23 protein-coding genes are annotated in these 25,917 nt (G+C 53.6%); 7 read left to right on the forward strand and 16 right to left on the reverse strand.

The genetic code is table 11. The features are described 5' to 3' along the window. The first annotated feature begins 62 nt into the window (after positions 1-62). The gene (locus tag JIG40_RS21490) at positions 63-1,019 is read left to right on the forward strand and encodes a LysR family transcriptional regulator (protein ID WP_158129880.1); all 957 of its coding nucleotides are present in this window, start codon (positions 63-65) and stop codon (positions 1,017-1,019) included. A gap of 34 nt (positions 1,020-1,053) precedes the next feature. Here the strand turns inward: JIG40_RS21490 and JIG40_RS21495 are convergent, their stop codons facing one another. The 6 genes from JIG40_RS21495 to ilvG all read right to left on the reverse strand — a co-directional run bounded on the left by JIG40_RS21495 (position 1,054) and on the right by ilvG (position 8,481). Beyond that, positions 1,054-2,034 carry an MDR family oxidoreductase gene (locus JIG40_RS21495; protein ID WP_020332588.1) on the reverse strand — a complete coding sequence of 327 codons (981 nt, stop codon included), beginning with the start codon at positions 2,032-2,034 and terminating at the stop codon, positions 1,054-1,056. 161 nt (positions 2,035-2,195) lie between these two features. Further along, entirely contained in the window at positions 2,196-3,728 is a 1,533-nt protein-coding gene (ilvA, locus tag JIG40_RS21500; protein WP_061057050.1) for a threonine ammonia-lyase, biosynthetic, read from the reverse strand. A gap of 3 nt (positions 3,729-3,731) precedes the next feature. Then, complete coding sequence (ilvD, locus tag JIG40_RS21505) at positions 3,732-5,573, reverse strand: dihydroxy-acid dehydratase (RefSeq protein WP_199466067.1); 1,842 nt, start codon at positions 5,571-5,573, stop codon at positions 3,732-3,734. A gap of 12 nt (positions 5,574-5,585) precedes the next feature. Continuing rightward, positions 5,586-6,527, reverse strand: coding sequence for a branched-chain-amino-acid transaminase (gene ilvE, locus JIG40_RS21510; protein WP_020332585.1), 942 nt, complete (start codon positions 6,525-6,527; stop codon positions 5,586-5,588). A gap of 11 nt (positions 6,528-6,538) precedes the next feature. Beyond that, positions 6,539-6,823 (reverse strand): acetolactate synthase 2 small subunit, encoded by a 285-nt coding sequence (gene ilvM, locus JIG40_RS21515; protein ID WP_014204160.1) that lies wholly within the window; start codon positions 6,821-6,823, stop codon positions 6,539-6,541. An 11-nt stretch (positions 6,824-6,834) separates the two neighbouring features. Then, positions 6,835-8,481: an acetolactate synthase 2 catalytic subunit gene (gene ilvG / locus JIG40_RS21520; protein WP_020332584.1), complete on the reverse strand. Its 1,647-nt coding sequence runs from the start codon at positions 8,479-8,481 to the stop codon at positions 6,835-6,837. A 484-nt stretch (positions 8,482-8,965) separates the two neighbouring features. Here ilvG and JIG40_RS21525 point away from each other — a divergent pair, with 484 nt between their 5' ends. Together JIG40_RS21525 and JIG40_RS21530 are read left to right on the forward strand one after the other, a co-directional pair. Beyond that, a complete protein-coding gene (locus tag JIG40_RS21525) occupies positions 8,966-10,489 on the forward strand; it encodes a YifB family Mg chelatase-like AAA ATPase (protein WP_199466068.1) in 1,524 nt (507 codons plus the stop codon). Positions 10,490-10,592: 103 nt separating this feature from the next. Beyond that, the gene (locus JIG40_RS21530) at positions 10,593-11,486 is read left to right on the forward strand and encodes an acyltransferase (RefSeq protein ID WP_199466069.1); all 894 of its coding nucleotides are present in this window, start codon (positions 10,593-10,595) and stop codon (positions 11,484-11,486) included. A gap of 41 nt (positions 11,487-11,527) precedes the next feature. Here the strand turns inward: JIG40_RS21530 and JIG40_RS21535 are convergent, their stop codons facing one another. The 4 genes from JIG40_RS21535 to JIG40_RS21550 all read right to left on the reverse strand — a co-directional run bounded on the left by JIG40_RS21535 (position 11,528) and on the right by JIG40_RS21550 (position 15,141). Continuing rightward, the gene (locus JIG40_RS21535) at positions 11,528-12,127 is read right to left on the reverse strand and encodes a thiol:disulfide interchange protein DsbA/DsbL (protein ID WP_024374484.1); all 600 of its coding nucleotides are present in this window, start codon (positions 12,125-12,127) and stop codon (positions 11,528-11,530) included. 30 nt (positions 12,128-12,157) lie between these two features. Beyond that, positions 12,158-13,144, reverse strand: coding sequence for a serine/threonine protein kinase (locus JIG40_RS21540; protein WP_199466070.1), 987 nt, complete (start codon positions 13,142-13,144; stop codon positions 12,158-12,160). A 44-nt stretch (positions 13,145-13,188) separates the two neighbouring features. After that, positions 13,189-14,613: a cytochrome c oxidase accessory protein CcoG gene (gene ccoG / locus JIG40_RS21545; RefSeq protein ID WP_020332579.1), complete on the reverse strand. Its 1,425-nt coding sequence runs from the start codon at positions 14,611-14,613 to the stop codon at positions 13,189-13,191. Between the two features lie 261 nt (positions 14,614-14,874). Next, positions 14,875-15,141 carry a DUF1040 family protein gene (locus tag JIG40_RS21550; protein WP_020332578.1) on the reverse strand — a complete coding sequence of 89 codons (267 nt, stop codon included), beginning with the start codon at positions 15,139-15,141 and terminating at the stop codon, positions 14,875-14,877. Positions 15,142-15,741: 600 nt separating this feature from the next. Between JIG40_RS21550 and JIG40_RS21555 the strand changes: the two genes are divergently transcribed. Together JIG40_RS21555 and JIG40_RS21560 are read left to right on the forward strand one after the other, a co-directional pair. Further along, positions 15,742-16,533, forward strand: coding sequence for a sporulation protein (locus tag JIG40_RS21555; protein ID WP_024374487.1), 792 nt, complete (start codon positions 15,742-15,744; stop codon positions 16,531-16,533). A gap of 77 nt (positions 16,534-16,610) precedes the next feature. Then, the gene (locus JIG40_RS21560; RefSeq protein WP_020332575.1) at positions 16,611-17,255 is read left to right on the forward strand and encodes a hemolysin III family protein; all 645 of its coding nucleotides are present in this window, start codon (positions 16,611-16,613) and stop codon (positions 17,253-17,255) included. On the opposite strand, the gene JIG40_RS21565 is transcribed toward JIG40_RS21560, so the two are convergent. The 6 genes from JIG40_RS21565 to def are packed head-to-tail and all read right to left on the reverse strand — an operon-like array spanning position 17,252 to position 23,542. Beyond that, entirely contained in the window at positions 17,252-17,830 is a 579-nt protein-coding gene (locus tag JIG40_RS21565; protein WP_061057044.1) for a DUF3157 family protein, read from the reverse strand. The two genes, JIG40_RS21560 and JIG40_RS21565, sit on opposite strands and share 4 nt — an antisense overlap. Positions 17,831-17,838: 8 nt before the next feature. Beyond that, complete coding sequence (locus JIG40_RS21570) at positions 17,839-19,284, reverse strand: TrkH family potassium uptake protein (protein ID WP_024374490.1); 1,446 nt, start codon at positions 19,282-19,284, stop codon at positions 17,839-17,841. Positions 19,285-19,296: 12 nt separating this feature from the next. After that, positions 19,297-20,673 carry a Trk system potassium transporter TrkA gene (gene trkA / locus JIG40_RS21575; protein WP_020332571.1) on the reverse strand — a complete coding sequence of 459 codons (1,377 nt, stop codon included), beginning with the start codon at positions 20,671-20,673 and terminating at the stop codon, positions 19,297-19,299. Between the two features lie 59 nt (positions 20,674-20,732). After that, entirely contained in the window at positions 20,733-22,013 is a 1,281-nt protein-coding gene (gene rsmB / locus JIG40_RS21580) for a 16S rRNA (cytosine(967)-C(5))-methyltransferase RsmB (RefSeq protein ID WP_199466071.1), read from the reverse strand. Positions 22,014-22,063: 50 nt separating this feature from the next. Then, positions 22,064-23,011, reverse strand: a complete 948-nt coding sequence (gene fmt, locus JIG40_RS21585) for a methionyl-tRNA formyltransferase (RefSeq protein ID WP_020332569.1) — start codon at positions 23,009-23,011, stop codon at positions 22,064-22,066. Between the two features lie 18 nt (positions 23,012-23,029). After that, positions 23,030-23,542 (reverse strand): peptide deformylase, encoded by a 513-nt coding sequence (gene def / locus JIG40_RS21590; RefSeq protein WP_020332568.1) that lies wholly within the window; start codon positions 23,540-23,542, stop codon positions 23,030-23,032. Between the two features lie 139 nt (positions 23,543-23,681). Between def and JIG40_RS21595 the strand changes: the two genes are divergently transcribed. Together JIG40_RS21595 and dprA are read left to right on the forward strand one after the other, a co-directional pair. After that, entirely contained in the window at positions 23,682-24,800 is a 1,119-nt protein-coding gene (locus JIG40_RS21595; protein WP_199466072.1) for a LysM peptidoglycan-binding domain-containing protein, read from the forward strand. Further along, a complete protein-coding gene (dprA, locus tag JIG40_RS21600) occupies positions 24,800-25,915 on the forward strand; it encodes a DNA-processing protein DprA (RefSeq protein ID WP_199466077.1) in 1,116 nt (371 codons plus the stop codon). Before JIG40_RS21595 ends, dprA begins: the two co-directional genes overlap by 1 nt. Positions 25,916-25,917 lie beyond the last annotated feature (2 nt).

A 25,917-nucleotide genomic window follows, 5' to 3' on the forward strand; every position in this document is an offset into this window, starting at 1 on the left:
GCGGGATTTTTTTTGCCTATTGGTTACACTCTCCCTATTCGTCATAAACCCCGGACTTCAGTGTGGAATTGGAAGATATTTATCGCCGCGATCTCAATCTGTTGATTGCATTGCGGGTTTTGGTGGAAGAGTGCAGCGTCAGTAAAGCTGCGGAGCGGCTTAATCTCAGCCAGTCAGCCATGAGTCGTGTGCTTGGCCGTCTGCGTGAGCTGCTGGGCGATCCGCTGTTTACTCGTCAAGGACAGCACCTGATCCCGACGGAAAAGGCGTTGGCGTTTAACCGCGAACTTGGTGAGCCGCTGGAAAGCCTGCGTCAATTGTTGTCACCAGCCGAGTTTGATCCCAAGTCCTGTGCTCAGACGTTTACCATTGCGACCACTGATTACGCGATGCAGACCATTTTGCCGTTTGCGTTGCCGCGTATTTATCAGGAAGCGCCCAATGTGGCGTTTGAGTTTCTGCCGCTGCAACACGAACGTTTGGTGGATCAGCTCACTTACGATGGCGCCGATCTGGCGATTTGTCGTCTGATTCGTTCGGTCGAACCGCTGCAAAGTGAAGTGTTGGGACGTGTCGGGGTGCTGTGCTTACTCTCGCGTCACCATCCGTTGGCGCAGCAGTCGATGACCTTGCAGGATTATCTCGATTTCCCTCATGCAATGATTGCCATTAGTGATGGGGTCAAGGCGTTGCTCGATCAGGCGTTGGAAGGATTACCTTCCAGACGAATGGTGCTCAGGGCGTATCATCTTGAGGCGGCGCTGGCGATAATCGATACCATGCCGCTGATTATCACGGTGCCGGCGGACTTGGCGTATCTGGTAGCGGAACGTTATGACCTAGTGGTGAAGCCACTGCCGTTTTCCTTTACGCCGTTCGATTATTCGATGATTTGGCATCCGCGCTGCGAACATTCCCCGGCGCAGGAGTGGCTGCGTAGCATGGTGAAGGAAGAGTGCAGCAAATTGATTGCCAAGCGGGTTGAAGATATGGGCTTAGACGAATCAAGGCCCGATTAGGGCCTTGAGATAGAGAACGTCGTGAGCGCGAAAATTACAGCTTGATCACCACGCGGCCGGTGACCTGACCATTAGTGATGTCTTGCGCGTATTGCGGCGCTTGCTCCAGACCAATTTCGGTACACGCTTGCTCGAAGTAACTCGCAGGCAGCAGTTCAACCAGTTTTTCCCATGCGGCAATGCGTTTTTCGCGCGGGCAGTTGACCGAATCGACACCTTGCAGGCGCACGTTGCGCAGAATAAATGGCATGACGGTGGTGGGCAGATCAAAACCACCTGCCAGACCACACGCGGCAACGGCGCTGTTGTAGTCCATCTGTGCCAGGACTTTCGCCAGCACTTTGCTGCCAACAGTATCAATCGCACCGGCCCACACTTGTTTTTCCAGCGGGCGTGCTGGCTCTTCAAACTCGCTGCGGTCGATGATGCGGCTCGCGCCCAGTTTTTCTAACAGCGGACCGTTTTGTTCCGCGCGACCGGTCACCGCGGCCACTCGATAACCCAGTGTGGCCAGCAGAGTCACTGCGACAGAACCCACACCACCACTGGCGCCAGTCACCACAATTTCGCCGTCCTGCGGTTGGATACCGGCATCAAGCAGTGCTTGGACACACAACATCGCGGTAAAACCGGCGGTGCCGATCATCATCGCTTGTTTGCCATCAAAGCCTTGTGGCAGCGGAACCAGCCAGTCACCTTTGAGGCGTGCTTTTTGCGCCATACCGCCCCAGTGGTTTTCACCCACGCCCCAGCCAGTGAGGACCACATCGTCACCTGCCTGATAGCGTGCATCCTGTGAGCTGATCACTTTGCCTGCCAGATCGATGCCCGGCACCATTGGAAACTGACGAATAATTTTGCCTTTGCCCGTGATGGCCAGGCCATCTTTGTAGTTCAGTGATGAATAATCGACGGCGATCAGCACGTCACCTTCCGGCAACTGCGCTTCATCAATCTGCTCAATACTGGCCAGAGTACGTTTATCTTCTTGATTCAAAATCAAAGCTTGAAACATGGGGTTCTCCACACATGGCTAAACATTAACTCTAGTCTAGATCTGATAGGTCTATGAATTAAATGAAACTTTAGCATTATATCTATGCGCAAAAAGCATAGTCATAGTAAGGGTATTGCGAAGAGAGAAAAAACAAGCCACCGCAATGGGTGGCTTGAGTCTTATTTGGCGAGGAAGAAGCGATAGGCCGGGTTGTCGGTTTCATCTTTATAGTGATAACCGAGTTCGACCAAATGCGCTGAGAAGCGCGACAGATCGTCATCACTGAGTTCAAAGCCACACAGCACACGGCCGTAATCTGCACCGTGGTTGCGGTAGTTGAACAGGCTGATATTCCAGTGGGTACCCAGCGTGCTGAGGAATTTGAGCAGCGCGCCCGGATATTCCGGAAACTCAAAGCTGTACAAACGTTCTCTGAGTGGCTTGGACGGACGCCCGCCAATCATGTAACGAATGTGCAGTTTGGCCATTTCATCATCGGACAGGTCCTGAACCGGATAACCGGACTGACGCAGTTCGTGAATGATGGTTTTCAGCTCTTCCTGACCGCCCATCAGACGCACACCGACAAAAATGTTAGCCAGTTGGTCGTCACTGTAGCGGTAGTTGAACTCGGTGACCGCCCGGCCGCCGATGATTTGGCAAAATTCAAAGAACGCGCCTTTGCGCTCTGGAATGGTGACCGCCAGCAGACCTTCACGTTTCTCACCCAGTTCGCAACGTTCGGACACGTAGCGCAAACCGTGAAAGTTGGTGTTGGCGCCGGACAGCACAGTCGCCAGTTGCTTATCTTTCAGCCCATTCTGTTCTGCAAATTTCTTCAGCCCTGCCAGAGCCAGTGCCCCGGAAGGTTCAGCAATGGCGCGGGTGTCTTCGAAAATATCTTTTACCGCCGCACAGATTTCATCGCTGGACACGGTAATGTGGCCATCGAGATACTGCTGACACAGACGAAACGTTTCATCGCCGATGCGTTTTACGGCTACGCCGTCGGCAAACATGCTGACTTGATCGAGCACCACTGGTTCACCAGCATCCAGCGCTGCTTTGAGGCAGGCTGAATCTTCCGGTTCAACCGCAATCACTTTGATTTCCGGCATCAGCTGTTTGACCAGCACCGCAACACCTGCCGCAAGGCCGCCACCGCCGACGGGCACAAAGATATAATCGAGATGGCCGTTTTGCTGCAGCATTTCCATGCCGATGGTGCCCTGACCGGCAATCACCAGTGGGTGATCGAACGGCGGCACAAAGGTGTAGCCACATTCCTGCGACAAGCGCTCAGCTTCGGCTTTGGCTTCGTCGAAGTTGCTGCCGTGCAGTACAACATTGCCGCCAAAACCGCGCACCGCTTCGACTTTGATGTCCGGCGTGGTGCGAGGCATGACGATAGTGGTACGAATGCCCAGTTTGGTGCCAGAGAGCGCCATACCCTGAGCGTGGTTGCCTGCGGATGCGGCGATCACACCGGCATTTTTCTGTTCTTCCGTCAGACTGGCCACCATGTTGTACGCGCCGCGCAGTTTGAACGAATGCACCGGCTGGCGGTCTTCACGTTTGATTTGCACCTGATTGCCAATGCGCGCTGACAGACGCGGCATGGCTTGCAGGGGAGTCACGTTCGCCACTTCATACACCGGCGCACGCAATATCTGGCGCAGGTAATCTGCGCCAGTTTGTTGAGTGAGCGTCATAAGCTAGCCCTCTAGCTTGGATTTGTCTCGCACCGCTCCTTTGTCAGCACTGGTTGCCATGCTGGCGTAAGCTTTAAGTGCAAAAGAGACTTCACGTTGACGATCGACCGGTTTCCAGCCGAGCTTATCTTGCGCTTCGCGACGCGCCGCCATCTCTGCATCAGAGATTTGCAGCACAATCGAACGATTCGGAATGTCGATCGCGATGGTATCGCCATTTTTCACCAAACCGATCGCACCGCCGTTCGCCGCTTCCGGAGAGGCGTGACCAATCGACAGACCCGACGTCCCGCCGGAGAAGCGGCCGTCGGTCAGCAGCGCACACGCTTTGCCAAGGCCCATGGATTTGAGGTAGGTGGTCGGGTAGAGCATTTCCTGCATGCCCGGACCGCCTTTAGGGCCTTCGTAACGAATCACGACCACATCGCCCGCTTTGACTTCGCCGCCCAGAATGCCTTCAACCGCATCTTCCTGGCTTTCAAACACCACGGCCGGGCCTTCAAATTTAAGAATGCTGGCGTCCACGCCGGCGGTTTTGACGATACAGCCATCGAGCGCGATGTTGCCTTTCAGCACGGCCAGACCACCATCCTGACTGAATGCGTGCTCTTTGGCACGAATACAGCCTTCCTGACGGTCGTCATCCAGCGTATCCCAACGGCAATCTTGCGAAAATGCCTGGGTGGTACGAATGCCCGCCGGTCCGGCGCGGAAGAAGGTTTTCACAGCTTCAGAGTCGGTTTGTTTGACGTCGTATTGCGCCAACTGCTCGGCAAGCGAAATGCCCAGCACGGTACGCGTGTCATCATGCAGCAGGCCTGCGCGTTGCAGTTCACCCAGAATGCCCATCACACCACCAGCGCGGTGCACATCTTCCATGTGATACTTCTGCGTCGACGGCGCCACTTTACACAGGTGCGGAACCTGACGTGACATGCGATCGATGTCGGTCATATCGAAATCCACTTCACCTTCTTGCGCCGCGGCCAGCAGGTGCAGTACGGTGTTGGTCGAGCCGCCCATCGCGATATCCAGCGCCATCGCGTTTTCGAACGCATCTTTGGTGGCGATATTGCGTGGCAGCGCGGTGGCATCCTCTTGCTGGTAGTAACGCTTGGTCAGATCGACGATGCGACGACCTGCACTCAAAAACAGCTCTTTACGGTCCGCGTGCGTGGCCAGCAGTGAGCCGTTGCCCGGCTGAGAAAGGCCCAGCGCTTCGGTCAGACAGTTCATTGAGTTGGCGGTAAACATGCCAGAGCACGAACCACACGTCGGACACGCGGAACGTTCCACTTGCTGGCTCTGCTCGTCCGAAACGTTTGGATCGGCACCCTGAATCATGGCATCCACCAGATCGAGCTTGATGATTTGATCGGAAAGCTTGGTTTTACCCGCTTCCATCGGACCGCCAGAGACAAAAATGGTCGGAATATTGAGGCGCATGGACGCCATCAGCATTCCCGGGGTGATTTTGTCACAGTTGGAGATACACACCATGGCGTCGGCGCAGTGGGCGTTCACCATGTATTCTACCGAGTCGGCGATCAGTTCTCGTGATGGCAGCGAGTAAAGCATGCCGCCGTGGCCCATTGCGATACCGTCATCGACTGCAATGGTATTGAATTCTTTGGCGATGCCGCCCGCGGCTTCGATTTCACGCGCCACCATCTGACCGAGGTCTTTGAGATGGACGTGACCCGGCACGAACTGGGTGAATGAGTTCACCACGGCAATAATCGGTTTACCGAAATCTTCTTCTTTCACACCGGTTGCGCGCCACAGTGCGCGTGCACCAGCCATGTTGCGTCCATGAGTGGTGGTGGCCGAACGATACTTAGGCATAATCTTGTCTCCTTACTTCGCTTGCTCTGGGTATACGTAATCCAACCAGCCCCACTTATCTTCAGTGGTGCCGTTGAACAGGCCGAAGTAGGCCTTCTGCATCGCTTCGGTCACAGGACCGCGTTTGCCGATACCAACGGTGATTTGGTCAATGCTGCGTACCGGTACGATTTCCGCCGCCGTGCCAGTCATGAACACTTCGTCGGCCAGATACAGGGCTTCACGGGAAATATTGGCTTCACGCACTTCATAGCCCATGTCTTTGGCCAGCGTCATGATCGAGTCACGTGTGATGCCCGGCAGGATTGAGCTGGTGGTCGGTGGCGTCAGGATCTCGCCGTTCTTGACCACAAAAATGTTCTCGCCCGCGCCTTCAGACAGGTAACCATCCACGCTCAGTGCAATCCCTTCTGCGTAGCCGTGACGACGTGCTTCGCCGCCTACCAGCAGAGAAGACAGGTAGTTACCGCCCGCTTTGGCAGCGGTTGGAATGGTGTTAGGTGCGGCGCGGTGCCAGCTGGAGATCATCGCATCCACGCCATTTTCCAGCGCTTCTTCACCCAGATAGGCGCCCCAAGGGAATGCGGCGATGATGACTTCCATTTCGGTGCCAGCCGGCGGACATACGCCAAGGCCCACGTTGCCGACAAAAGCCAGCGGACGAATGTAGGCGCTGTCGAGTTTGTTGGCGCGCAGTGTTTCGCGGGTTGCTTCCATGATCTCTTCCTGAGAATACGGAATCGGGAAGCGGTAGATCTTGGCAGAATCAATCAGGCGCTGAGCATGCTCACGGTGACGGAAAATGATCGGACCTTTTGGCGTGTTGTAGCAGCGCACGCCTTCAAATACGGAGGTGCCGTAGTGCATGGCATGGGTCAACACGTGAACGGTCGCGTTTGCCCATGGCATCAGTTCACCATTGAACCAAATATAATCTGCAGTTTTAGTTGCCATGATTGCCTTCCTTAAGCACAAATCTTTTGTTGTAAGTTGTTATTTGGGAGCTCGTTGCTCTTGATGGGGGTCACATCAACGCTGCGGATATCCCATAATTTCTCAATCTGGTTAATCAGTGTGTTTATCGGACGATCGCTGTCGACGATGATTTCCACACTGGCAATTTTGCTTTCGTGGTTTTGCGTTGCCGCTACCTGTTTAATGATAAAGCCACGGTGGCGAACCACACGGAGAACACGCTCCAGCAGCACCGGTTTATCGTCTGCTTTGATGTCGAGTAAGTATCTTTGCATGATGGCGTCTCCTAGGTGTTCTCTAACATATCATTGTTGGACGCGCCTGGCGGTACCAACGGCCACACGTTCTCTTCTTCGTCGATCGCAACGTGCAGCAGGTAAGCGGTTTTACTCTCCAGCATCTCTTTCAGAGCGGGTTCCACTTCTTCTTTTCTGGTGATGGTTTTGCCCGGAATATCGAAGGCTTTCGCCAGCATGATGAAATCCGGGTTGTCATCGAGAATGGTTTCACTGTGGCGGCCGTCAAAGAACAGCGATTGCCACTGGCGCACCATGCCCAAACGCTGGTTATTCAGCAGCACCATCTTGACCGGGATCTGGCGACGTTTAAGCGTGCCCAGTTCCTGAATGTTCATCATAAACGAGCCGTCACCGGTGATGAGAATCGATTGGTCATTCGGGCGAGCCACCGCAGCACCCATTGCAGCTGGCAGGCCAAAGCCCATGGTGCCAAGGCCCGCGGATGAGATGAAGTTTTGCGGATCGCGCGGTTGAATGTGCTGCGCTGCCCACATCTGGTGCTGGCCGACATCGGTCGACACCATGGCGCTGTCCGGCATCATGTCAGACAGTTGTTTGAGCAGCAGCGGGGCAAAAATCGCTTCACCCGGGTGGTCGTAACGCCATTTGAATCCGCTGCGCAGGCTTTCACTGTGGTGAACCCAAGGCGAGATATCGTGGCTCAGTTCAAGCTGAGGCAAAATGGTATTGATGTCGCCGCGCAGTGCCGCATTGGCCTGACGCAGTTTGTTAAATTCCGCCGCATCGATATCGATGTGAATGACTTTGGCGTGGGGTGCAAAGGTATCCAGCTTACCGGTCACACGGTCATCAAAACGTGCGCCGACAACGATCAGCAAATCGCTTTCCTGTACCACTAAGTTACCGGCTTTGGTGCCGTGCATACCCAGCATGCCAAGATAATGCGGATCGTGACGCTCAATAGTACCCAGGCCTTTTAATGTGCTGACCGATGGCATCGGATTGAGACGCAAAAATTCGCGTACTGTGTCGGTGGCTTTGGCCAGTTGCACACCGCCGCCGACATACAATACCGGACGTTTGCTTTGAGCCAGCAGCGCTTGCGCTTGCGCCAGTTGCTGGGGATCGACCTGAGGTATCGCAGGAGGTGTAAAAGCGGGCAAAACGGAAACCGGTGCCTGACCCAGTTGCACATCTTTAGCGATATCAACGATCACAGGGCCTGGACGGCCGGTTTTGGCGACTTCAAATGCTTCCGCCAGGGTTGGCGCAAGTTCATTAATATCGGTAACGAGGTAACTGTGTTTGGTACACGAGAGTGACATACCAATCACATCCATTTCCTGGAAGGCGTCAGTGCCGATGTGAGAACTGGCAACCTGACCGGTAATTGCAACGAGAGGGACTGAATCGAGGAAGGCATCGGCAAGGCCGGTGACTAAGTTGGTAGCGCCTGGGCCGGAAGTGGCCATACATACAGCCACGTCCTGTGTGGCTCTTGCCATGCCGATAGCGGCCATGGCGGCTCCCTGTTCGTGTCGACACAAAATGTGTTCAACACCACCATCATACAAAGCATCATAGATTGGCATGATGGCGCCGCCGGGGTAACCAAAAACGGTTTTGATTCCCTGCTGTTTTAATGCCGCTACGACTAATTGAGCTCCGGTCATCGTAAGCCTCCCGAACAGCGATCCGACTCGCTGTTTTCTGTTGTGTTGTGCTTGCACCTCATGTGCTGCTCCCCATTCTTCCTGCCATGTCTGATGAGAGATTCATCAGCATGTGCTTTTTTTTAAGTCTAACAGTTGTAAAAAAACCCCCGGACTTTTCAGTGCGGGGGTTTTTCGAATCTGGTGTTTATTTTGCGCCCACAAGCCCCCGCGCGGTCATAATCAGGACCACGATAATAAGGCTAATCAGAGAGTTGAAACGGGCGTATAAGTTCATCGTAATAATTCTAAATGTTGTCGTAATATCATACGAAATTGTTTGCGTCTCTAGTGGTAACACACATCTCCGTTACATGACAAGCAAAAACTCATTCTTTTTTCACATTCCCGTTTTAACCCTCCGCGTTATATAACAACTTTCGCAGCCCGCAGTCGAACTCAATCTGTGTGGTGAATGGTTTTTAATCAATAACTAAGGAAAGTCATGGGGCTTGCTATCATTCATAGCCGTGCCAGCATCGGTGTTCAGGCACCAGCGGTGACGGTGGAAGTACACATCAGTAACGGTATGCCGGGGTTTACGCTGGTTGGTTTGCCGGAGACAACCGTCAAAGAATCCCGCGATCGCGTGCGCAGCGCCATCATCAATTCCAAGTTTGAATTTCCCGCCAAACGCATTACCGTCAATTTAGCGCCCGCTGATCTGCCCAAAGAGGGCGGCCGTTTTGATTTGCCGATCGCGCTCGGCATTCTGGCTGCCTCGGATCAGATTGCCCGCACCCAATTGAGCGACCACGAATTCATCGGTGAGTTGGCGCTGTCGGGGGAAATTCGCAGCGTGAAAGGCGTGCTGCCCGCAGCCTTGGCGGCCAATCAGGCGCGGCGCAGTTTGGTGGTGCCCCATTTCAATGGCGATCAGGCGGCGCTGGTGGGGAAAGAGCAACATAAATCGGCGCGCACTCTGCTTGAAGTGTGTGCCGATCTGTGTGGTCAACAGACGTTATCGCTGTTTCAAAGTGACGGGCACGACGCCGCCGTGCCGCGCGAACGCGATTTGCAGGACATCATTGGTCAGCAGCAAGGCAAGCGGGCGTTGGAGATAGCGGCGGCGGGCAACCACAACCTGTTGTTTCTTGGCCCGCCGGGCACGGGTAAAACTATGTTGGCCTCGCGCCTGTGCGATCTGCTGCCGGAGATGACTGAGGCCGAGGCGATGGAGACTGCATCAGTGGCCTCGCTGACGCAGCAGGAAATCAACCAGCACAACTGGAAACAGCGTCCGTTTCGCGCGCCGCATCATTCCAGCTCCATGGCAGCGCTGGTGGGCGGCGGCACCATTCCTCGTCCCGGAGAAATCTCACTTGCTCACAATGGCCTGTTGTTTCTGGATGAAATGCCGGAATTTGAACGCAAAGTGCTCGATTCACTGCGCGAGCCGCTGGAGTCGGGCGAGATTATTATTTCCCGCGCGCAGGGCAAAACCCGTTTCCCAGCGCGTTTTCAGTTGGTTGGCGCGCTCAATCCCAGTCCGACCGGGTATTACGAAGGCAATCAGGCGCGGGTGAATCCGCAGGGGATTTTACGCTATTTGAGCCGTTTGTCGGGGCCGCTGCTGGATCGCTTTGATATGTCGATCGAAATTCCGGCGTTGCCCAAAGGCACTTTGTCGCACGGCGGCGACCGCGGCGAGCCGACGGCGGTGGTGCAGGCGCGGGTCTTTCGCGCACGTGAAACCATGCTGGCACGCAGTGGCAAAGTGAATGCGCTGTTGCAAAGCCGTGAAATCGAAACTTATTGCCCGCTCTGTCAGCCGGATGCGGAATTTCTGGAAAATGCGCTGCACCGCCTGGGGTTGTCAATCCGGGCCTATCACCGCATCATCAAAGTCGCGCGCACCATTGCCGATTTGAGCGGTGAGGCACACATTCAACGGGCGCACCTGGCCGAAGCGCTCGGGTATCGCGCTATGGACCGGTTACTCAAACAGCTCACCGCCCAATCGGTCTAGGGCGGCAGTACTCTGACCATTGGCAGACGTATTTCTTTCAGCGGGCAAGCGAGTATAATTGCTCGCTGTTTTTTTATTCAATTTTTTGAAAACTATAAATTCTATGCTCGCTTACGTTCTGCTTGTCCTCAATATTGTGCTGGTGATCCTCAATACCATGTTCAGTTCGTTATTGATCTGCGCGATTGCGCTGGTCAAACTGCTGCTGCCGACGCCGAGATTGAAAGCGATGGCGACCAGCATGGCGGACAAAGCGATGTGGCTGTGGGCGACACTTAATGCGCGTATTCTGGCGATGTCAAACCGCGTCGAGTGGGACATTCAGGGCGGGGAAGGACTGAGTAAGCAGGGCTGGTATCTGATGATCAGCAACCACCTCAGCTGGACGGACATTGTCGTGCTGTGTTGTGTGTTCAAAGATCGCATTCCGATGCCGAAGTTTTTCCTCAAACAGCAACTGTTGTATGTGCCGTTTGTCGGCATGGGGTGTTGGGCGCTGGATATGCCGTTCATGCGTCGCTATTCGCGGGAATACTTGATTCGCCATCCACACAAGCGCGGCCAGGATCTGGCGACCACGCGTCGCTCGTGCGAAAAATTTAAGTTTCATCCGACGACGGTGGTGAACTACGTCGAAGGTACGCGTTTCACTGAGCACAAACAGCGTGCGACCCGTTCGCCTTACCAGCATCTGCTGGCGCCGAAAAGCGGCGGGATTGCGTATACGTTGGCAGCGATGGGTGAACAATTCTCCAATATTATCGATGTTACGCTGGCCTATCCGGATAACACCGATAAGCCGTTTCGCGATATGTTAATGGGCCGGATGCACCGCATTGTGGTGCGTATTCGCGTGTTGCCGGTCGATGAGCAGGTACGCGGTGACTATTTTCATGACAAACCGTATAAACGCCAGTTCCAGCAGTGGCTGACTGCGCTGTGGCAACGCAAAGATCAGCAGTTGGCAACGCTGTATCAGTCAAAATCGGACGTATAAAAAAAAGGAGCCTCAGGCTCCTTTTTTCTTGGCGGGCAAACTTACTTGCTCAGCAGGTAGTTCACCAGATCAAAGTATTCGTCCATCGTTTTGATGCCTTGCGCCTGAACCAGATAGTGGTTGTTCACCACGACAGAAGGAACGCCGGTCAGGCCGCTTTCCTGGAACTGCTTGTCAAAGCGGCGCACCATTGAGTCCACCGCGAAGCCGTTAAACGCAGCGTCGAATTTCGCACCGTCGACGCCTTCATCAACGAAGATCTGACGCAGCTCGGCATCATTTTTTGGTGGCTTGCGCAGGTTGTGAATGCGGTCAAACATCACTGGGATCATTTTGTCTTCAACGTTCAGTGCAATCATGGTCGCGTAGGCTTTGCTCATCGATTTGCCCATGTCACCACCCATGAATGAAACGTGGTTTTTTTGCAGCTTCACGCCTTCTGGCAGCTTGGTTTTTAGCTGAGAGATGATCGGTTCGAACGCGTTACAATGCGGACAGTAGAACGAAAAGTACTCAGTGACGCTCGGTTTTGAGGAAGGCTCTAAGTTGAGCACTTTGTATTGTTCCCCTTCTTTGAACTGCGCGGCATGGGCCGACAGGCTTAACATCAGGGTTGCAACCAGTGCAAACAGCTTTTTCATTGTGGACTCCATTATTCCTTTGAAGGCTTGTTACCATTGTGGCATCAGCGAGAGCGGAGGCTCTTCTAATGCTGCGATTTGTTCTTTGAATGCCAGTACCTGACTCTCCCAGTATTTTGGATCATTAAACCAGGGAAAGGCGAGCGGAAAGGCCGGATCTTGCCAACGTTTTGCCAGCCATGCCATGTAGTGCACCATTCGTAGACCGCGAAGTGGCTCGATAAGTTTCAATTGATTAAAGTTAAAATCGCAGAACTCTTGATAGCCTTCAAGCACAATATCGAGTTGGATCAGCTTGTCGTTGCGATCGCCACTGAGCAACATCCACAAATCCTGTACCGCCGGGCCATTACGAGCATCGTCAAGATCGACAAACATCGGGCCATCCCGCCACAAAATATTGCCCGGGTGGCAGTCGCCATGCAGGCGAATCAAGGCTTGATCCGGTTGCCAGTGCTGCTCAATTCTGCTGATCAACATATCCAGATCGTTGAAAAAACTGTTTTCTAAATGCATCGGAATACATTGTGCGTTGTGCAGCAGCGCGCGCGGCTGATAGAGATACTCATCCAGGCTGATCGTCGGGCGATGAATGAACGTTTTGCTCGCGCCCACTTTATGAATGCGGCCTAGAAAGCGTCCGACCCATTCCAGCTGTTCTTCATTGTCGACTTCAAACTGGCGCCCGCCAACGCTGTTAAACAGCGCAAAATGGTAACCCTGATAGTGGTGCAGTGAAGCGCCGTTGATCACCAGTGGTGCGGCGAGCGGGATCTCGGCGTCGGCCAGCTCCAGTGCAAAGTCGTGCTCTTCCTGAATCTGTTCGATGCTCCAGCGCTGCGGGCGGTAAAACTTGACCACAAAACGGCGGCGGTCTTCATCGCTGAACTGATACACGCGGTTTTCGTAACTGTTGAGCGCCAGAAAACCCGATTCAGCGCGAATACCGATGCTCTCTAGCGCGTACCACATAAAGTCGGGCGTCAGGGCATCAAAATGAAAGGTTGCTTGTGTCATTGATTAAAAAGGGCTCATTGCTGAGCCCTTTTCCATGTCGAGTGTTAAAGCTTTTTAATAAACCGGCTTTCCACTTGCATTGTGAATTGGTTGCTGTCATCGGTGAGTATAAACTGAATTGTCGCAACCGGAGAGCTGAGATTGTCAGGTTTGACCCCCAGACTCATCGGCAGGTTGAGCACTTCGCCCGGTTCCACCTGCACGGTTTGTTTGCCATACCACGATACATCCGTCAGACCACTGACATCGAGTTTGTAGGTTTGGATGTGCTGAGTTTTGTTGATCACCTTGAGGGTGTAAGTATTTTCAATCTCGCCGGAGCTGTTAGTTCGGAACAGCTGATTACGGTCACGAATAACGCTGAGGCCGGCTGGATCAACCGCCGCCACCTGCGCAAAGAACAGCCCGATCATCACCAGTAACACCGCACCGTAACCCAGCAGTTTCGGCCGCATCACTTTGGTATGCTTGCCTGACAAACGGTGCTCAGTGGTGTAGCTGATCAGCCCTTTGTCGTAGCCCATGCGCTCCATTGTGGTGTCACATGCGTCAATGCAGGCACCACAGTTGATGCACTCATATTGCAGGCCATCACGAATATCGATACCGGTCGGGCACACCTGAACACACAAATCACAATCGATACAGTCGCCCAGACCGAGCGCTTTTTTGTCGGCTTTGCGTGAGCGAGGGCCGCGCTGTTCGCCGCGCTCGGTGTTGTAGCCGACGATGAAAGTATCTTTGTCGAACATCGCCGATTGGAAACGTGCGTACGGGCACATGTGAATACACATGATAGAACGCATCCAGCCTGCGTTACCGTAGGTACAGACGGCAAAGAACATCACCCAGAACACCGGCCAGAAGGTCGAGTTGAAGGTAAAGAAGTCGATAACCAGATCGCGCACTGGCACAAAGTAGCCCACGAACGTGAAACCCGTCGCCAGAGCGATCGCAAACCAGGCGATGTGTTTGGCGGTTTTGCGCATCGCCAGATTGGCGGTCATTTTACTGCCGTCTTGCTTACGGCGCTTGTTGGCACTGCCTTCCAGTTTTTCTTCAAACCAGATATACATGAACGTCCATACGGTTTGCGGACACAGGTAACCACACCACACCCGGCCTAAAAAGGTAGTGATAAAGAACAGGCCGAACGCCGCGATCATAAACAGCAGTGCCAGCAGGGTCAGATCCTGCGGGTAGAGCGTTGTGCCGAAGAAATTGAACTGCTGGTGGCCGATATCGAGCAGAATGGCCTGACGATCGCCGTAGGAAATCCACGGTACCAATCCAAATAACAGCAGCAGAAACCAGCCTCCGTAACGGCGCAGCTTCTGGTAGGTCCCTTTGCTTTCGCGCACGTAAATGCGGTTGCTCGGGTTGAACCGGTCTCCTTCCTGACCTTTATGGGTCTTCGGGTTAAAGACTTTCGGAGTCACATCTTTGATGTCGATCTTGTCCTGACTCATCAAACTATCCTTTTGGGCATCATGGTGCGATTTCTGGTGCTCACACTCTTTTTGACATTGCTTAACCCTTTTTACGCAAATGGCGTAGAAGGGGGGAATAAGGTTGCTTCATAAAGTGGTGATTATAGCGGCAATAACGTTTTTATTTCTTTAACGCAATCAACCTTTAACAACAAATATCCTTACATTTTTGCCAGTTATCCTTCACACGGCGGATAAAAAAAGAGCGGCCGTTGGCCGCTCTGTGCATTATGAGAGGGTTTATTCAATGATGCCGCGTGCGCGCAGGATCGCGGTTTTGAAATCTTCTTCGTAGTCTTTTTTCAGGCCGGGAATCACTTCGTCTTTGGCACTGTTGCGCATTTTGAGATGGTAGATCAGCACATCGTCAGTCAGCTCTTCCAATCGCCCTTGGTAACCCGCTTCGCCAGCCAGTTTGACGATAAACTGAATCAGGTTCAGTTCAGAATCTTTATGCCATTCCGGCTCCAGCAGTTGCAGTAATTCTTCGACGCGATGACACTTCATGGCTTTCTCCACAAACTTTGTAATGATTTGCAGTAAAGGTATCAAATTGCGCGGGGAATACAATGTGTAGCGTGGACGTTAGCTGAAATGAACGAAAAGAAAAAAGCGCAGGATAAACTGCGCTTTTCTATTAAGCGGCCTGGACCACTTTTGTTGTTGGCGATGCAGAGACTGCATTTTTCTCGACAAGAGTAGGCGCGGGCGCGATTTTTTTCGCAACCGGTGCAGTAGCAAAACCACTGCGACGGCGCATTGCACTACGGTTGGTGTGCGAAAACCTGACAGCTGTTGGGCGCATTCATTAACCTAACGGTCAGGCATATCCATTGCCGATGTAATGGCCTGAACAACTATGAGTTGATCTTCTGCATCTGAATAAAAATGAAGAAGGGTGGCTCTTTCTGGCGAGCGCCAATCCAAATAATTGTTCAGGAATAACGATATGCTTGCATATCGAAGTTAGAGTAGCACCAAGTTTGCAAATGATCGATAGTTAACCAATGTTTATGCTAAAGAAAAATGGATGCGTAGTGTGAGGCTCGCCATTGTGTTCGGAATCTTTTCCGCTTTACACTGGCTGCTCATCAACAGGAGGTGTGTATGTCATTTCTGAAGAAAACCCTCGCCAGTTTCGGGATCGGATCGGCGAAAGTTGACTCTGTCTTGCAGCAGGAAACGCTGATTCCGGGCCAGAAAGTGAAAGTGACGATTCACGTGTATGGTGGTGCGACGGAACAAGCGATCGACAATATCGAACTCAAACTCTGCTGTCGCTATATCGAAGAAGCGCCGATTGAACGGGGTCAGCAGGAAGGGCATCGCACTCGCCGCGTGGCGCAAACCTACACACTCGCCGATTGGTCGTTGCCTTATGCGTTTACCATCATGGCCGGAGAAACCCGCGATTTTGAAGTGGAACTGGATGTGCCGTGGAATACGCCCGTGACGATCGGGGATGCCAAAGTGTGGCTCGAAACCGGATTGGATATTGCCATGGCTCTCGACCCGGGCGACAAGGACATTCTGACTGTGCGTCCGGATCCGTTGATGGATGGCATTTTCACTGCCTTGGAAGAGCAGGGCCTGCGCCTGCGCCAGGTTGAATGCGAAGCCGCCAAAGGCTTTGCTCTGCCGTTTGTGCAAGAGTTTGAATTTGTGCCGACCGATGGCCCGTTCCATGGCCGTTGGCGTGAATTGGAAATCGTTGCTTACCGCGACAAAGACCAGTTGCAGATGTGGTTTGAAATCGATCGCTTCCAACGGGGGGCGAGCGGCATGCTGGCAAGCTTGCTGGGCAAAGGTGAGCTCAAACGCCAACTGACGATCGCCAGTTCTCAGTCGCCAGCACAGGCGGGCGAGCAAGTATTGCAGTTTCTTGATACGACATCGTAAGCATAAAATCGAGCTTACATGCGTACGCTGAGTGTGCCATACTAGAGCGAAGTTATCGCTCTGGTTATGGGAATCATATGTCGAATACTGCTTACAGCGTCAAAGAAGAAGTCGCCAATGCGATCAGTCATGGCGTCGGGTTAATCCTCGGCATTGTCGGTCTGGTGCTGCTGCTGGTCAAAGCGGTCGATCACCGGGCTGATGCACTGACGATTGTCAGTATGAGCATCTATGGCGGCAGCATGATTGCGCTGTTTCTCGCCTCGACGCTCTATCATGCAATCCCACATCAGAACGCCAAACGCTGGCTGAAAACTTTTGACCACTGCGCCATCTACTTACTGATTGCCGGCAGCTATACACCATTCCTGCTGGTCAGTCTGCGCACACCATTGGCGTTTGGTCTGATGATTGTCATCTGGTCGATTGCGCTGATCGGCATCATCATGAAAATCGCTTTTGTCTATCGCTTCAAACGCTTGTCATTGGTGACGTACCTGACGATGGGGTGGTTGTCGCTGATTGTGATTTATCAGTTGGCACTGAATCTGGATGTGGGTGGGTTGACGTTGCTTGCCGCGGGCGGGGTGGTGTATTCGCTGGGCGTTATTTTCTATGTGGCGAAGCGCATTCCGTACAATCATGCCATCTGGCATGCGTTTGTGCTGGCCGGATGCGCCTGCCACTTTCTTGCGATTTATCTCTATATCGACCCGGTTTAACGCGACTCAACCTGAGTAACGCTGGCGCGGATCTGATAGCGCGGCGCCTCGTCGACTTTCACTTCAATCGCCTTGCCTGCCACAGAAGCTTGCGGACGTAAGTAGGTGTCGGCCATACGTTTGATCGATTGCCAGATGGTGGTGGTTTGCGTGGTCAGCAGGTTGCCCTGTTCATCCAGAATCTCGACCTGAAGCACAATGTTGATCACCGATTGCGTGCTCTGGTTGGTGATGGCGGTCGGTAAAATCAACTGGCCATCGCGGTAACGGGCGCTACCCAGCACGATATCCACCCCAGAATTGCTCAGTTGCAACGTCGGTTTGGTGCTGCCAAGTTCAATCATGCTGCCGCGTTGCGCTTTGACCAGTGGAGCGGCCAGGACGGGAGCCGCCGCAACAACCTCAGGTTTCGCTGGCGCGACGGACATTGAGTTTGACGTCTCAACTGGCTGCACATATTGCCAGGTAAAGTCATCATTAAGCTGCACGTCGCGGCCATCTTGCAGAGTGACGATTTCGCCCGCCAGCGCCACAGGCGCCCAGCTTGCCATCATCAGAGTGATCAGGTTTTTCATGTGTATCCTTAACGTCGCCAGAACGCTGGGAAGAACAGCACCAGAATGGTGAGGATTTCCAAGCGTCCCATCAACATACCAAAACTTAAAATCCACTTCGCGCTATCAGGCAGCGAAGCAAAGTTACCCGTTGGACCAATCACGCTCCCCATTCCCGGGCCGACGTTGGCGACCGCAGTAATCGCGCCGGAGATACTGGTGATTGGGTCGAGCCCCATAGCCGACAACGAGCCGGCGATGGCGATAATCGTAATAATAAACGTCAGACCAAACGCCACCACCGAACGGACGATGTCTTCGTTCACCGGGCGCTGATTGTAACGCTGAACGAACACACCGGACGGGTGGATCAGTTTCATCATCTGCTTATTGAGCAGCGCAAAACAGATTTGAAAACGGAAAATCTTGATCCCGCCGGAGGTGGAACCGGAACAGGCTCCCACCATCATCAGAAACGCAAAAATGGTACTTGGCAGCGCGCCCCAGGCGGTGAAGTCATCGAGACCATAACCTGTGGTCGTCACCACTGACACAATGTTGAACATCGAGACGCGCAGCGCATCCAGCATTGCATAGCCATTATTGAAGTGCAGCCAGGCAGCAACAATCAGGCTGCTGATGATAAACAGCAGGAAGAAGCCCTGCACCTGAGCATCTTTAAACAGCTCTTGCGGGCGGCGTTTACGCATGGCGGTGACAAACAGCAGAAATGGCAGACCACCAAGGAACATAAACAAAGTTGCGACCCAGTGTGAACCGTTGGAGAAATGGTTCATTGAACCGTCGGAGGTCGAATAACCGCCGGTAGAAAGAGTGGTGAACGCGTGGTTGATGGCATCAAACAGACGCATGCCGGTAACCATATAGCCGATGATGCACAGACCAGTCAGCACCAGATACACCACCACGATGTTCTTCGCCACGGTTTTGGCGCGCGGACTGCTTTTATCTGACCAGTCGGACGATTCGGTCTGGAACAGGCGCATACCTCCGACGTTGAGCATCGGCAGCACCGCTACCGCCATCACGATAAAGCCGACTCCGCCAAGCCACTGCAAAATAGAACGCCACAGCAGAATGCTGGGAGCCATGTCATCGAGGCCACTGAGCACCGTTGAGCCGGTAGTGGTGATACCGGACATGGTCTCAAAGTAGGCATCGGTGAAGCTGATGTGGTTGATGAATACGAACGGCAACGCGGCGAACGCGCTGGCGATGGTCCACACCAGACTGGTGATGAGGAACATGTCGCGCACGCTGAGGCGGAAATTCGCTGTCCGGCCAATCGACAGACAGATAAATGCCGCGATGTGCGTGATGATCACCGCCTGAGCAAAGTCGAGAAAGCCGCCCGTCCCGGTGAAAAATGCCACCAGAGTCGGGACGTACATAAACAGAGCCAGTTTCGATAAAACCAGCCCGATGACAAACATGATGGGGCGTAAATTGAGCATAACGCCGGGAACCTATAGGAAGAACGGACTCGGTTGGAACAGGGCTTCCACGTCGGGCACGTATTTCTTGTCGACGAGGAACATCACGACGTGATCATCCTGTTCAATAACAGTGCGATCGTGGGCGATCAGCACTTCTTCACCACGCACGATGGCACCAATCGTCGTGCCCGGCGGCAGTTTGATGTCGCCCACAGCGCGGCCAACCACTTTGGAGGTGGTTTCATCACCATGCGCGACAGCTTCAATCGCCTCTGCTGCGCCACGGCGCAGTGAAGAAACGTTGACGATGTCGGCGCGGCGAACGTGAGTCAGCAGGGCTGAGATGGTCGCTTGCTGTGGTGAAATCGCCACGTCAATCACGCCGCCCTGAACCAAATCGACGTATGCCCCGCGCTGAATCAGTACCATCACCTTTTTCGCGCCCATGCGCTTCGCCAGCATGGCGGACATGATGTTGGTTTCATCTTCGTTGGTCAGCGCGATAAACACATCCACCTGATCGATGTTCTCTTCGGTCAGCAGCTCCTGATCGGCGGCATCACCACAGAAGACGATGGTGTTTTCCAGCTCTTCTGACAGCTGTTCCGCGCGCTGGTAGTTGCGCTCAATCAGTTTCACGCTGTAGCTGTGTTCCAGACGCTTGGCGAGGCTGGCACCGATGTTACCCCCACCGACAATCATGATGCGGCGATACGGTTTTTCCAGGCGTTGCAGCTCACTCATCACTGAACGGATGTGGTTGCTGGCCGCGACGAAGAACACTTCATCGTCGGCTTCAATAATGGTGGTGCCTTGCGGACGAATCGGGCGTCCTTGGCGGAAAATTGCCGCCACACGGGTATCGATGTGCGGCATGTGTTCGCGCAGCGCAGACAGCGCATTGCCCACCAGCGGGCCGCCATAATAGGCTTTGACCGCAACCAGGCTGACTTTCTCTTCCGCAAAGCTGACGACTTGCAGCGCGCCCGGGTATTGCACCAAGCGCTCGATATAACTGGTCACCAGCTCTTCCGGGGCGATCAGGTGATCGACCGGGACCGCGCCGGACTGGAATAAGGCTTCTTTCTCCGCCAGATACTCCGGCGAACGGATGCGGGCGATACGGTTTGGCGTGTTAAACAGAGTGAACGCGACCTGACAGGCCACCATGTTGGTTTCATCGGTGTTGGTCACCGCAACAAGCATGTCGGCGTCCTGAGCGCCGGCTTCGCGTAGCACGTCCGGGTGGCTGGCATGGCCGTTCACCACGCGTAAATCATATTTATCTTGTAGTTCGCGCAGACGGTCGCTGTTTTTATCCACGACAGTGATGTCGTTGTTTTCCCCGACCAGGTTTTCCGCCAGCGTACCGCCGACCTGACCTGCACCAAGAATGATGATTTTCATACCTTATTCTCTTGTTATTGCACGCCAAAGGCAGCCCGAGAGCTGCCTTTGCATCGTTTTTACGCTTGTTTAGTCAGAACGGCATAGTAGAAGCCGTCCATATCCTCTTCACCAGGCAGAATCTGGCGGCCCGGATTATCCAGCTCCGAACCCACAAGCTGCGCGTCAGATGTGCGCGCTAAGAAATCTTTCACCTGCAGCACGTTTTCCTGCGGTGTAATTGAACACGTTGCGTACACCAAAGTACCACCCGGTTTCAACTGTTGCCACATTGCGTCGAGAATTTCGCGTTGTAGCTCCGCTAATGCCGCAATATCTTCCGCGCGGCGCAGCCATTTGATGTCCGGATGACGGCGAATTACGCCCGTTGCCGAACACGGTGCATCGAGCAGAATGCGGTCAAACTGGCTGCCCTGCCACCATTCTTGAGGGTAACGGGCATCGCCGCACACCACTTTGGCGCTCAGGTTCAGGCGTTTGAGGTTGTCATGCACGCGTTTGAGGCGGGTATCGTCACAGTCGATGGCAACCACTTCGCTCCCTTGCGTCCGTTCCAGAATATGGGCGGTTTTGCCGCCCGGTGCGGCGCAGCAATCAAGAATCAGCTCGCCATCCTGAGGCTGCAGGTAGTGCAGAGACAACTGCGCAGCTGCGTCCTGAACGGACACCCAGCCTTTTTCAAACCCCGGCAGTTTGGTGACATCACACGGCGCGGCTAATTTTAGTGCGTCTTCAGCCTGTGAATGTACGCTGCTATCAATGTTTTCATTATTGAGCAGCGCCTGATACGCATCGCGGTCGTGGTGCTGATGGTTCACTCGCAGCCACATCGGCGCTTTGCTGTTGTTGGCTTCAACGATCGCCTCCCACTGCTGTGGATAGGCATTTTGCAGCAATTTCAGCAGCCAGCTTGGATGACCGTATTTACCCGCATTATGGCTGACAGCCTGAGCATCCAGTTGTTCCTGATTGCGCTGATAGTTACGCAACACGGCGTTAATCAGGCCACGCAGGCGCGGACCTTTGAGATCTTGGGCGCCTTCAACCGTTTCACCCACGGCCGCATGTGCAGGAATACGCATAAAGCTCAGTTGGTAAATGCCCACCAGAATCAGGTGGTGGAACACGCGTTGTTTGCCTTTGAGCGGGTTATCCATCAGTGTGTTGGCGATGGATTCCAGTCTTGGCAGGTAGCGCAGCGCACCGTAGCAGATTTCCTGCAACAGAGCGTGATCGCGAGGACGGATGTTTTGTTGAGCCGCCGGAAGTGCCATCGACAAAGACTGACCTTTATCGACAACTTGGAACAGAACCTGAGCGGCAGCAGCGCGAACATTCATAGTTAAACCTAATACAAAAAGTAACGACCCTACTCAGTAGGGCCGTGAGATTAATTCAGTTGGGAGCCAACTTCAAACCAGCTTGCTCTGGCGTTGAGGATGTCCTGCACTGGCAGGGCTTTTTTGCCCGGAATCTGCAGGCTTTCCAGTACCAGAATCTCTGCACCAGTGGCGACATAAATGCCGGTTTTGTCTGCTTTGAGAATGGTCCCCGCCGCTTGGTTGGAACTGCCCGCTTCGACGCGCGCCTGCCAGACTTTGATCTGGTTGTCAGCGACCGCGAAGTGGCTCATTGGCCACGGGTTGAATGCACGTACGCAGCGCTCAATCGCCTGAGCACTCAGAGTCCAGTCAATTTTGGCTTCTTCTTTACTCAATTTTTGTGCGTAGTTCGCTAGGGCGTCGTCCTGTTTGACCGCGACTGCCGTACCTTGTGCGATATCGCTCAGGCATTCAACCAGAGCTTGCGGGCCGAGTTCTGCCAGCTTGTCGTACATGGAGCCGCTGGTGTCGCTGGCTTCAATCGGCAGCGTGGCAATCTTGAGCATGTCGCCGGTATCAAGACCGACATCCATCTGCATGATGGTCACGCCCGTTTCCGCATCACCCGCCCAAATCGAGCGTTGAATCGGTGCGGCGCCGCGCCAGCGTGGCAGAATCGAACCGTGCACGTTGATGCAACCCAGTTTAGGTGTATCAAGTACTGCTTTTGGCAACAGCAAGCCATAAGCCACGACGACCATGATGTCGGCATTCAGTGCAGCCAGCTCTTGCTTGGCTTCATCAGATTTGAAATTTTCTGGTTGATATACCGGAATGTTGTGCTCGAGCGCCAGGTTTTTGACCGGGCTGGCGGTGAGTTTTTTACCGCGGCCGGCTGGGCGATCCGGTTGAGTGTAAACCGCGATCACCTCGTGCTCCGAAGACAATAACGCCGCCAAGTGACGGGCGGCGAAATCCGGAGTACCTGCAAAGACAATACGTAATGATTGGCTCAAGGTCACCTCTCTGTATGTTTATTGATTCTTTTCGTTGAAGCGTTTGATTTTTTCCAGCTTCTCTTTGATGCGGTTGCGTTTGAGTGGCGACAGGTAGTCGACAAACAGTTTGCCTTCCAGGTGGTCCAGCTCGTGCTGTACACAGATCGCCAGCAGGTCATCGGCTTCAAAGCTGTATTCGTCACCGTTGCGGTCTAACGCTTTGACGGTCACTTCTGCGGCGCGAGGGACCAGAGCGCGAGCGCCAGGGACAGATAGGCAGCCTTCTTCAATGCCGTCTTCACCGCGTTTTTCTAGGATGACCGGGTTGATTAGAACCATTGGCTCATCACGAGTTTCTGAAATATCGATCACCACGATACGCTGGTGAACGTCAACCTGAGTTGCAGCAAGGCCAATGCCTTCTTCGTCGTACATGGTTTCAATCATGTCGTCGACGATCTTCTGAATCTCTGGGGTGACTTTCTCAACCGGCTTAGCAACGGTGCGAAGACGATCATCCGGGAATGTTAATACTTGTAATACAGACATATACACTCGAAAAATTGAACTGTGCCGAAACAGCTTAACGCTTGTTGGCTCAATTCTAGACATTTTATGACCTAAATGACAGCATCCTGCGAGATTTCTCCGAATCCTTCTTAATTCTTTCGATCAGGGAAGCAAGGTCATGACCAGACTGACACGTCGTTTCGCCTCAGTATTACAACCTCGTTTATTGCCGCTATTTCTGGCTGCATTCGGTGCCTGCGCGCAGTCGGCTCCGCCGTTGGTGCTGAAAGATAATGCGCCGACGACGTATACAGTGGTGAAAGGGGACACCTTGTGGGATATCTCTGCGTTGTATCTCGACAGCCCTTGGCTGTGGCCACGGTTATGGCAAATCAACCCTGATATCAATAACCCTGATCTTATCTATCCCGGCGATAAACTGACGTTGGTTTGGCGTGATGGCCAGCCCACACTGAGCCTGAAGCCGATGGTGAAACTCAGCCCGAAAGTTCGCGTTGTGGAGAAGCATTCGCTACCGACGGTCGACGAAGAGTTGTTGTTGCCCTATCTGCACACGGATCGCCTGGTTGATGCGATGGAGATGAAAGAGAGTCTTCGTGTTATGGGCGCGGGGGATGGGCTGCAATACCTGACGGCTGGCGAGCCTGTTTATATTGCCGGACCTCAAACTCATGCGCAGTGGGGAATTTATCGCCCGATGACGGAGTTTGAACGCGACGGCCAGGTGATGACTGCTCTGCGACTGATTGCGACTGCTCAGCTTGGCAGCAACCGTCAGCAAACCAGTGAGCTGCTGGTGCGTCAGCAACGGCATGAGATTCGCGTAAACGACATTGCATTGCCGGAAACCGGGTTGGAAGGGTTAAACGTAACGACGTCCTTTTTCCCTAGGCCTGCACCGCAATCGCTCACAGCCCAGATTTTGGGTTCGTTGGAAGGCAGCCAGTATGCGGGCCAAAACCAGGTCGTGGTCATCGACAAAGGAACAGATGACGCGCTGGTTCAGGGCAGTATGTTTGAACTGTTCCGCTCAGGAGTGGCGGTGTATGCCGATGATGGACACTACAGCTATGAGTCTCAACACGGTGACGATGCATTGGTATTGCCTGCGCACAAAATTGGTAGCCTGATGGTGATTCGTCCTTATGCGGCGTTTAGTCTTGCGCTTATCACCGAAAGTTTGGAGCCGATTGATACCGCGGTGCAGGCACAATCTCCGCAGACGCCAGAGCTCGAAGCCACCGCAAGTGTGGTTCAGGCAGAGCCTGCCAGTTGATGCTCGAACGCGATCTGGCTGCTTGGCTGGCTTTCAGTTTTACTCCTCAACTCGGTATCCGAACATTGCAGCGTTTAGCCAGTCGTTACGCGCTGTCTGACCTCAAACAACACCTGAATCGTGACGGCTTGGCCGTAGGGCTGAAAGACAACCAGATTCAGTATTTGCAGCGGCAGGCCGATCAAGACGTCGATGCCTGCCTGCGTTGGAGTGAGCAGGCTGATAATCGCCATATTCTGACGCCGTTTCATGCGTACTATCCCTCGTTATTGACCGAAATCGCCGCCGCTCCGCCAGTGCTGTTTGTGGAGGGGCGGCTTGAAGCGCTGCGTGCGCCGCAAATTGCTATTGTCGGCAGTCGCAACGCCAGTATCGACAGTCAGCAAATTGCTCATCAATTTGCCACGCAATTAGTCGAACATGGTTTGGTGGTCACCAGTGGTCTGGCGCTTGGTATTGATGGCTACGCGCATGATGGCGCACTCAAAGCCGGTGGGGAAACTATTGCGGTGCTGGGCTCGGGGCTGGAATGTATTTATCCGGCTCGCCATCGCGCGTTGGCGGGGCGTATTGTTGACAGAGGCGCCTTGGTGTCGGAATTTCGCCCTGATGCCAAGCCTCGACCTGATCATTTTCCGCGTCGTAATCGTATTATCAGTGGGTTGTCATTGGGCGTTCTGGTGGTGGAAGCGGCGGAAAAAAGTGGCTCGCTCATCACCGCGCGTTATGCTGCCGAACAGAGCCGAGAGGTGTTTGTCGTGCCGGGCTCAATTCGCAACCCGAATAGCCTCGGCAGTAACCAGTTGATTCGACAAGGGGCGTGTTTGGTACAACATGTCGATCATATTCTCGAAGAAGTCAGCAGTTTGATGGACTGGAGCCGAAATCAGCCACAACCTGAGCAGACAGAACTTTTTTCTGGCACATATAACGAAGAAGAATTGCCATTTCCCGAGCTGTTAGCTAACGTAGGGGGAGAGGCTACACCAGTTGATATTCTTGCAAACAGGACCAATATACCTGTCCAGGATGTCATGATGCAGCTCCTGGAGCTTGAGCTTTCAGGGCATGTTGTTGCAGTTTCCGGTGGCTATATTCGTAAGGGGAGGGGCTAGCT

It is taken from the genome of Vibrio sp. bablab_jr001, assembly GCF_016464285.1.
In the GTDB taxonomy this organism is placed as follows: domain Bacteria; phylum Pseudomonadota; class Gammaproteobacteria; order Enterobacterales; family Vibrionaceae; genus Vibrio; species Vibrio fluvialis.

What these genes read in the sequence shown, in the direction of transcription:
- ilvE (WP_020332585.1), bottom strand. Translation starts at nt 6,527, where the DNA reads ATGGCAACTAAAACTGCAGATTATATTTGGTTCAATGGTGAACTGATG.
- trkA (WP_020332571.1), bottom strand. Translation starts at nt 20,673, where the DNA reads ATGAAAATCATCATTCTTGGTGCAGGTCAGGTCGGCGGTACGCTGGCG.
- dprA (WP_199466077.1), top strand. Translation starts at nt 24,800, where the DNA reads ATGCTCGAACGCGATCTGGCTGCTTGGCTGGCTTTCAGTTTTACTCCT.
- JIG40_RS21530 (WP_199466069.1), top strand. Translation starts at nt 10,593, where the DNA reads ATGCTCGCTTACGTTCTGCTTGTCCTCAATATTGTGCTGGTGATCCTC.
- ilvM (WP_014204160.1), bottom strand. Translation starts at nt 6,823, where the DNA reads ATGCAAAGATACTTACTCGACATCAAAGCAGACGATAAACCGGTGCTG.
- JIG40_RS21555 (WP_024374487.1), top strand. Translation starts at nt 15,742, where the DNA reads ATGTCATTTCTGAAGAAAACCCTCGCCAGTTTCGGGATCGGATCGGCG.
- JIG40_RS21595 (WP_199466072.1), top strand. Translation starts at nt 23,682, where the DNA reads ATGACCAGACTGACACGTCGTTTCGCCTCAGTATTACAACCTCGTTTA.
- JIG40_RS21495 (WP_020332588.1), bottom strand. Translation starts at nt 2,034, where the DNA reads ATGTTTCAAGCTTTGATTTTGAATCAAGAAGATAAACGTACTCTGGCC.
- JIG40_RS21525 (WP_199466068.1), top strand. Translation starts at nt 8,966, where the DNA reads ATGGGGCTTGCTATCATTCATAGCCGTGCCAGCATCGGTGTTCAGGCA.
- ilvG (WP_020332584.1), bottom strand. Translation starts at nt 8,481, where the DNA reads ATGACCGGAGCTCAATTAGTCGTAGCGGCATTAAAACAGCAGGGAATC.
- JIG40_RS21570 (WP_024374490.1), bottom strand. Translation starts at nt 19,284, where the DNA reads ATGCTCAATTTACGCCCCATCATGTTTGTCATCGGGCTGGTTTTATCG.
- ccoG (WP_020332579.1), bottom strand. Translation starts at nt 14,613, where the DNA reads ATGAGTCAGGACAAGATCGACATCAAAGATGTGACTCCGAAAGTCTTT.
- JIG40_RS21550 (WP_020332578.1), bottom strand. Translation starts at nt 15,141, where the DNA reads ATGAAGTGTCATCGCGTCGAAGAATTACTGCAACTGCTGGAGCCGGAA.
- ilvA (WP_061057050.1), bottom strand. Translation starts at nt 3,728, where the DNA reads ATGACGCTCACTCAACAAACTGGCGCAGATTACCTGCGCCAGATATTG.
- JIG40_RS21560 (WP_020332575.1), top strand. Translation starts at nt 16,611, where the DNA reads ATGTCGAATACTGCTTACAGCGTCAAAGAAGAAGTCGCCAATGCGATC.
- JIG40_RS21540 (WP_199466070.1), bottom strand. Translation starts at nt 13,144, where the DNA reads ATGACACAAGCAACCTTTCATTTTGATGCCCTGACGCCCGACTTTATG.
- rsmB (WP_199466071.1), bottom strand. Translation starts at nt 22,013, where the DNA reads ATGAATGTTCGCGCTGCTGCCGCTCAGGTTCTGTTCCAAGTTGTCGAT.
- ilvD (WP_199466067.1), bottom strand. Translation starts at nt 5,573, where the DNA reads ATGCCTAAGTATCGTTCGGCCACCACCACTCATGGACGCAACATGGCT.
- JIG40_RS21565 (WP_061057044.1), bottom strand. Translation starts at nt 17,830, where the DNA reads ATGAAAAACCTGATCACTCTGATGATGGCAAGCTGGGCGCCTGTGGCG.
- def (WP_020332568.1), bottom strand. Translation starts at nt 23,542, where the DNA reads ATGTCTGTATTACAAGTATTAACATTCCCGGATGATCGTCTTCGCACC.
- JIG40_RS21535 (WP_024374484.1), bottom strand. Translation starts at nt 12,127, where the DNA reads ATGAAAAAGCTGTTTGCACTGGTTGCAACCCTGATGTTAAGCCTGTCG.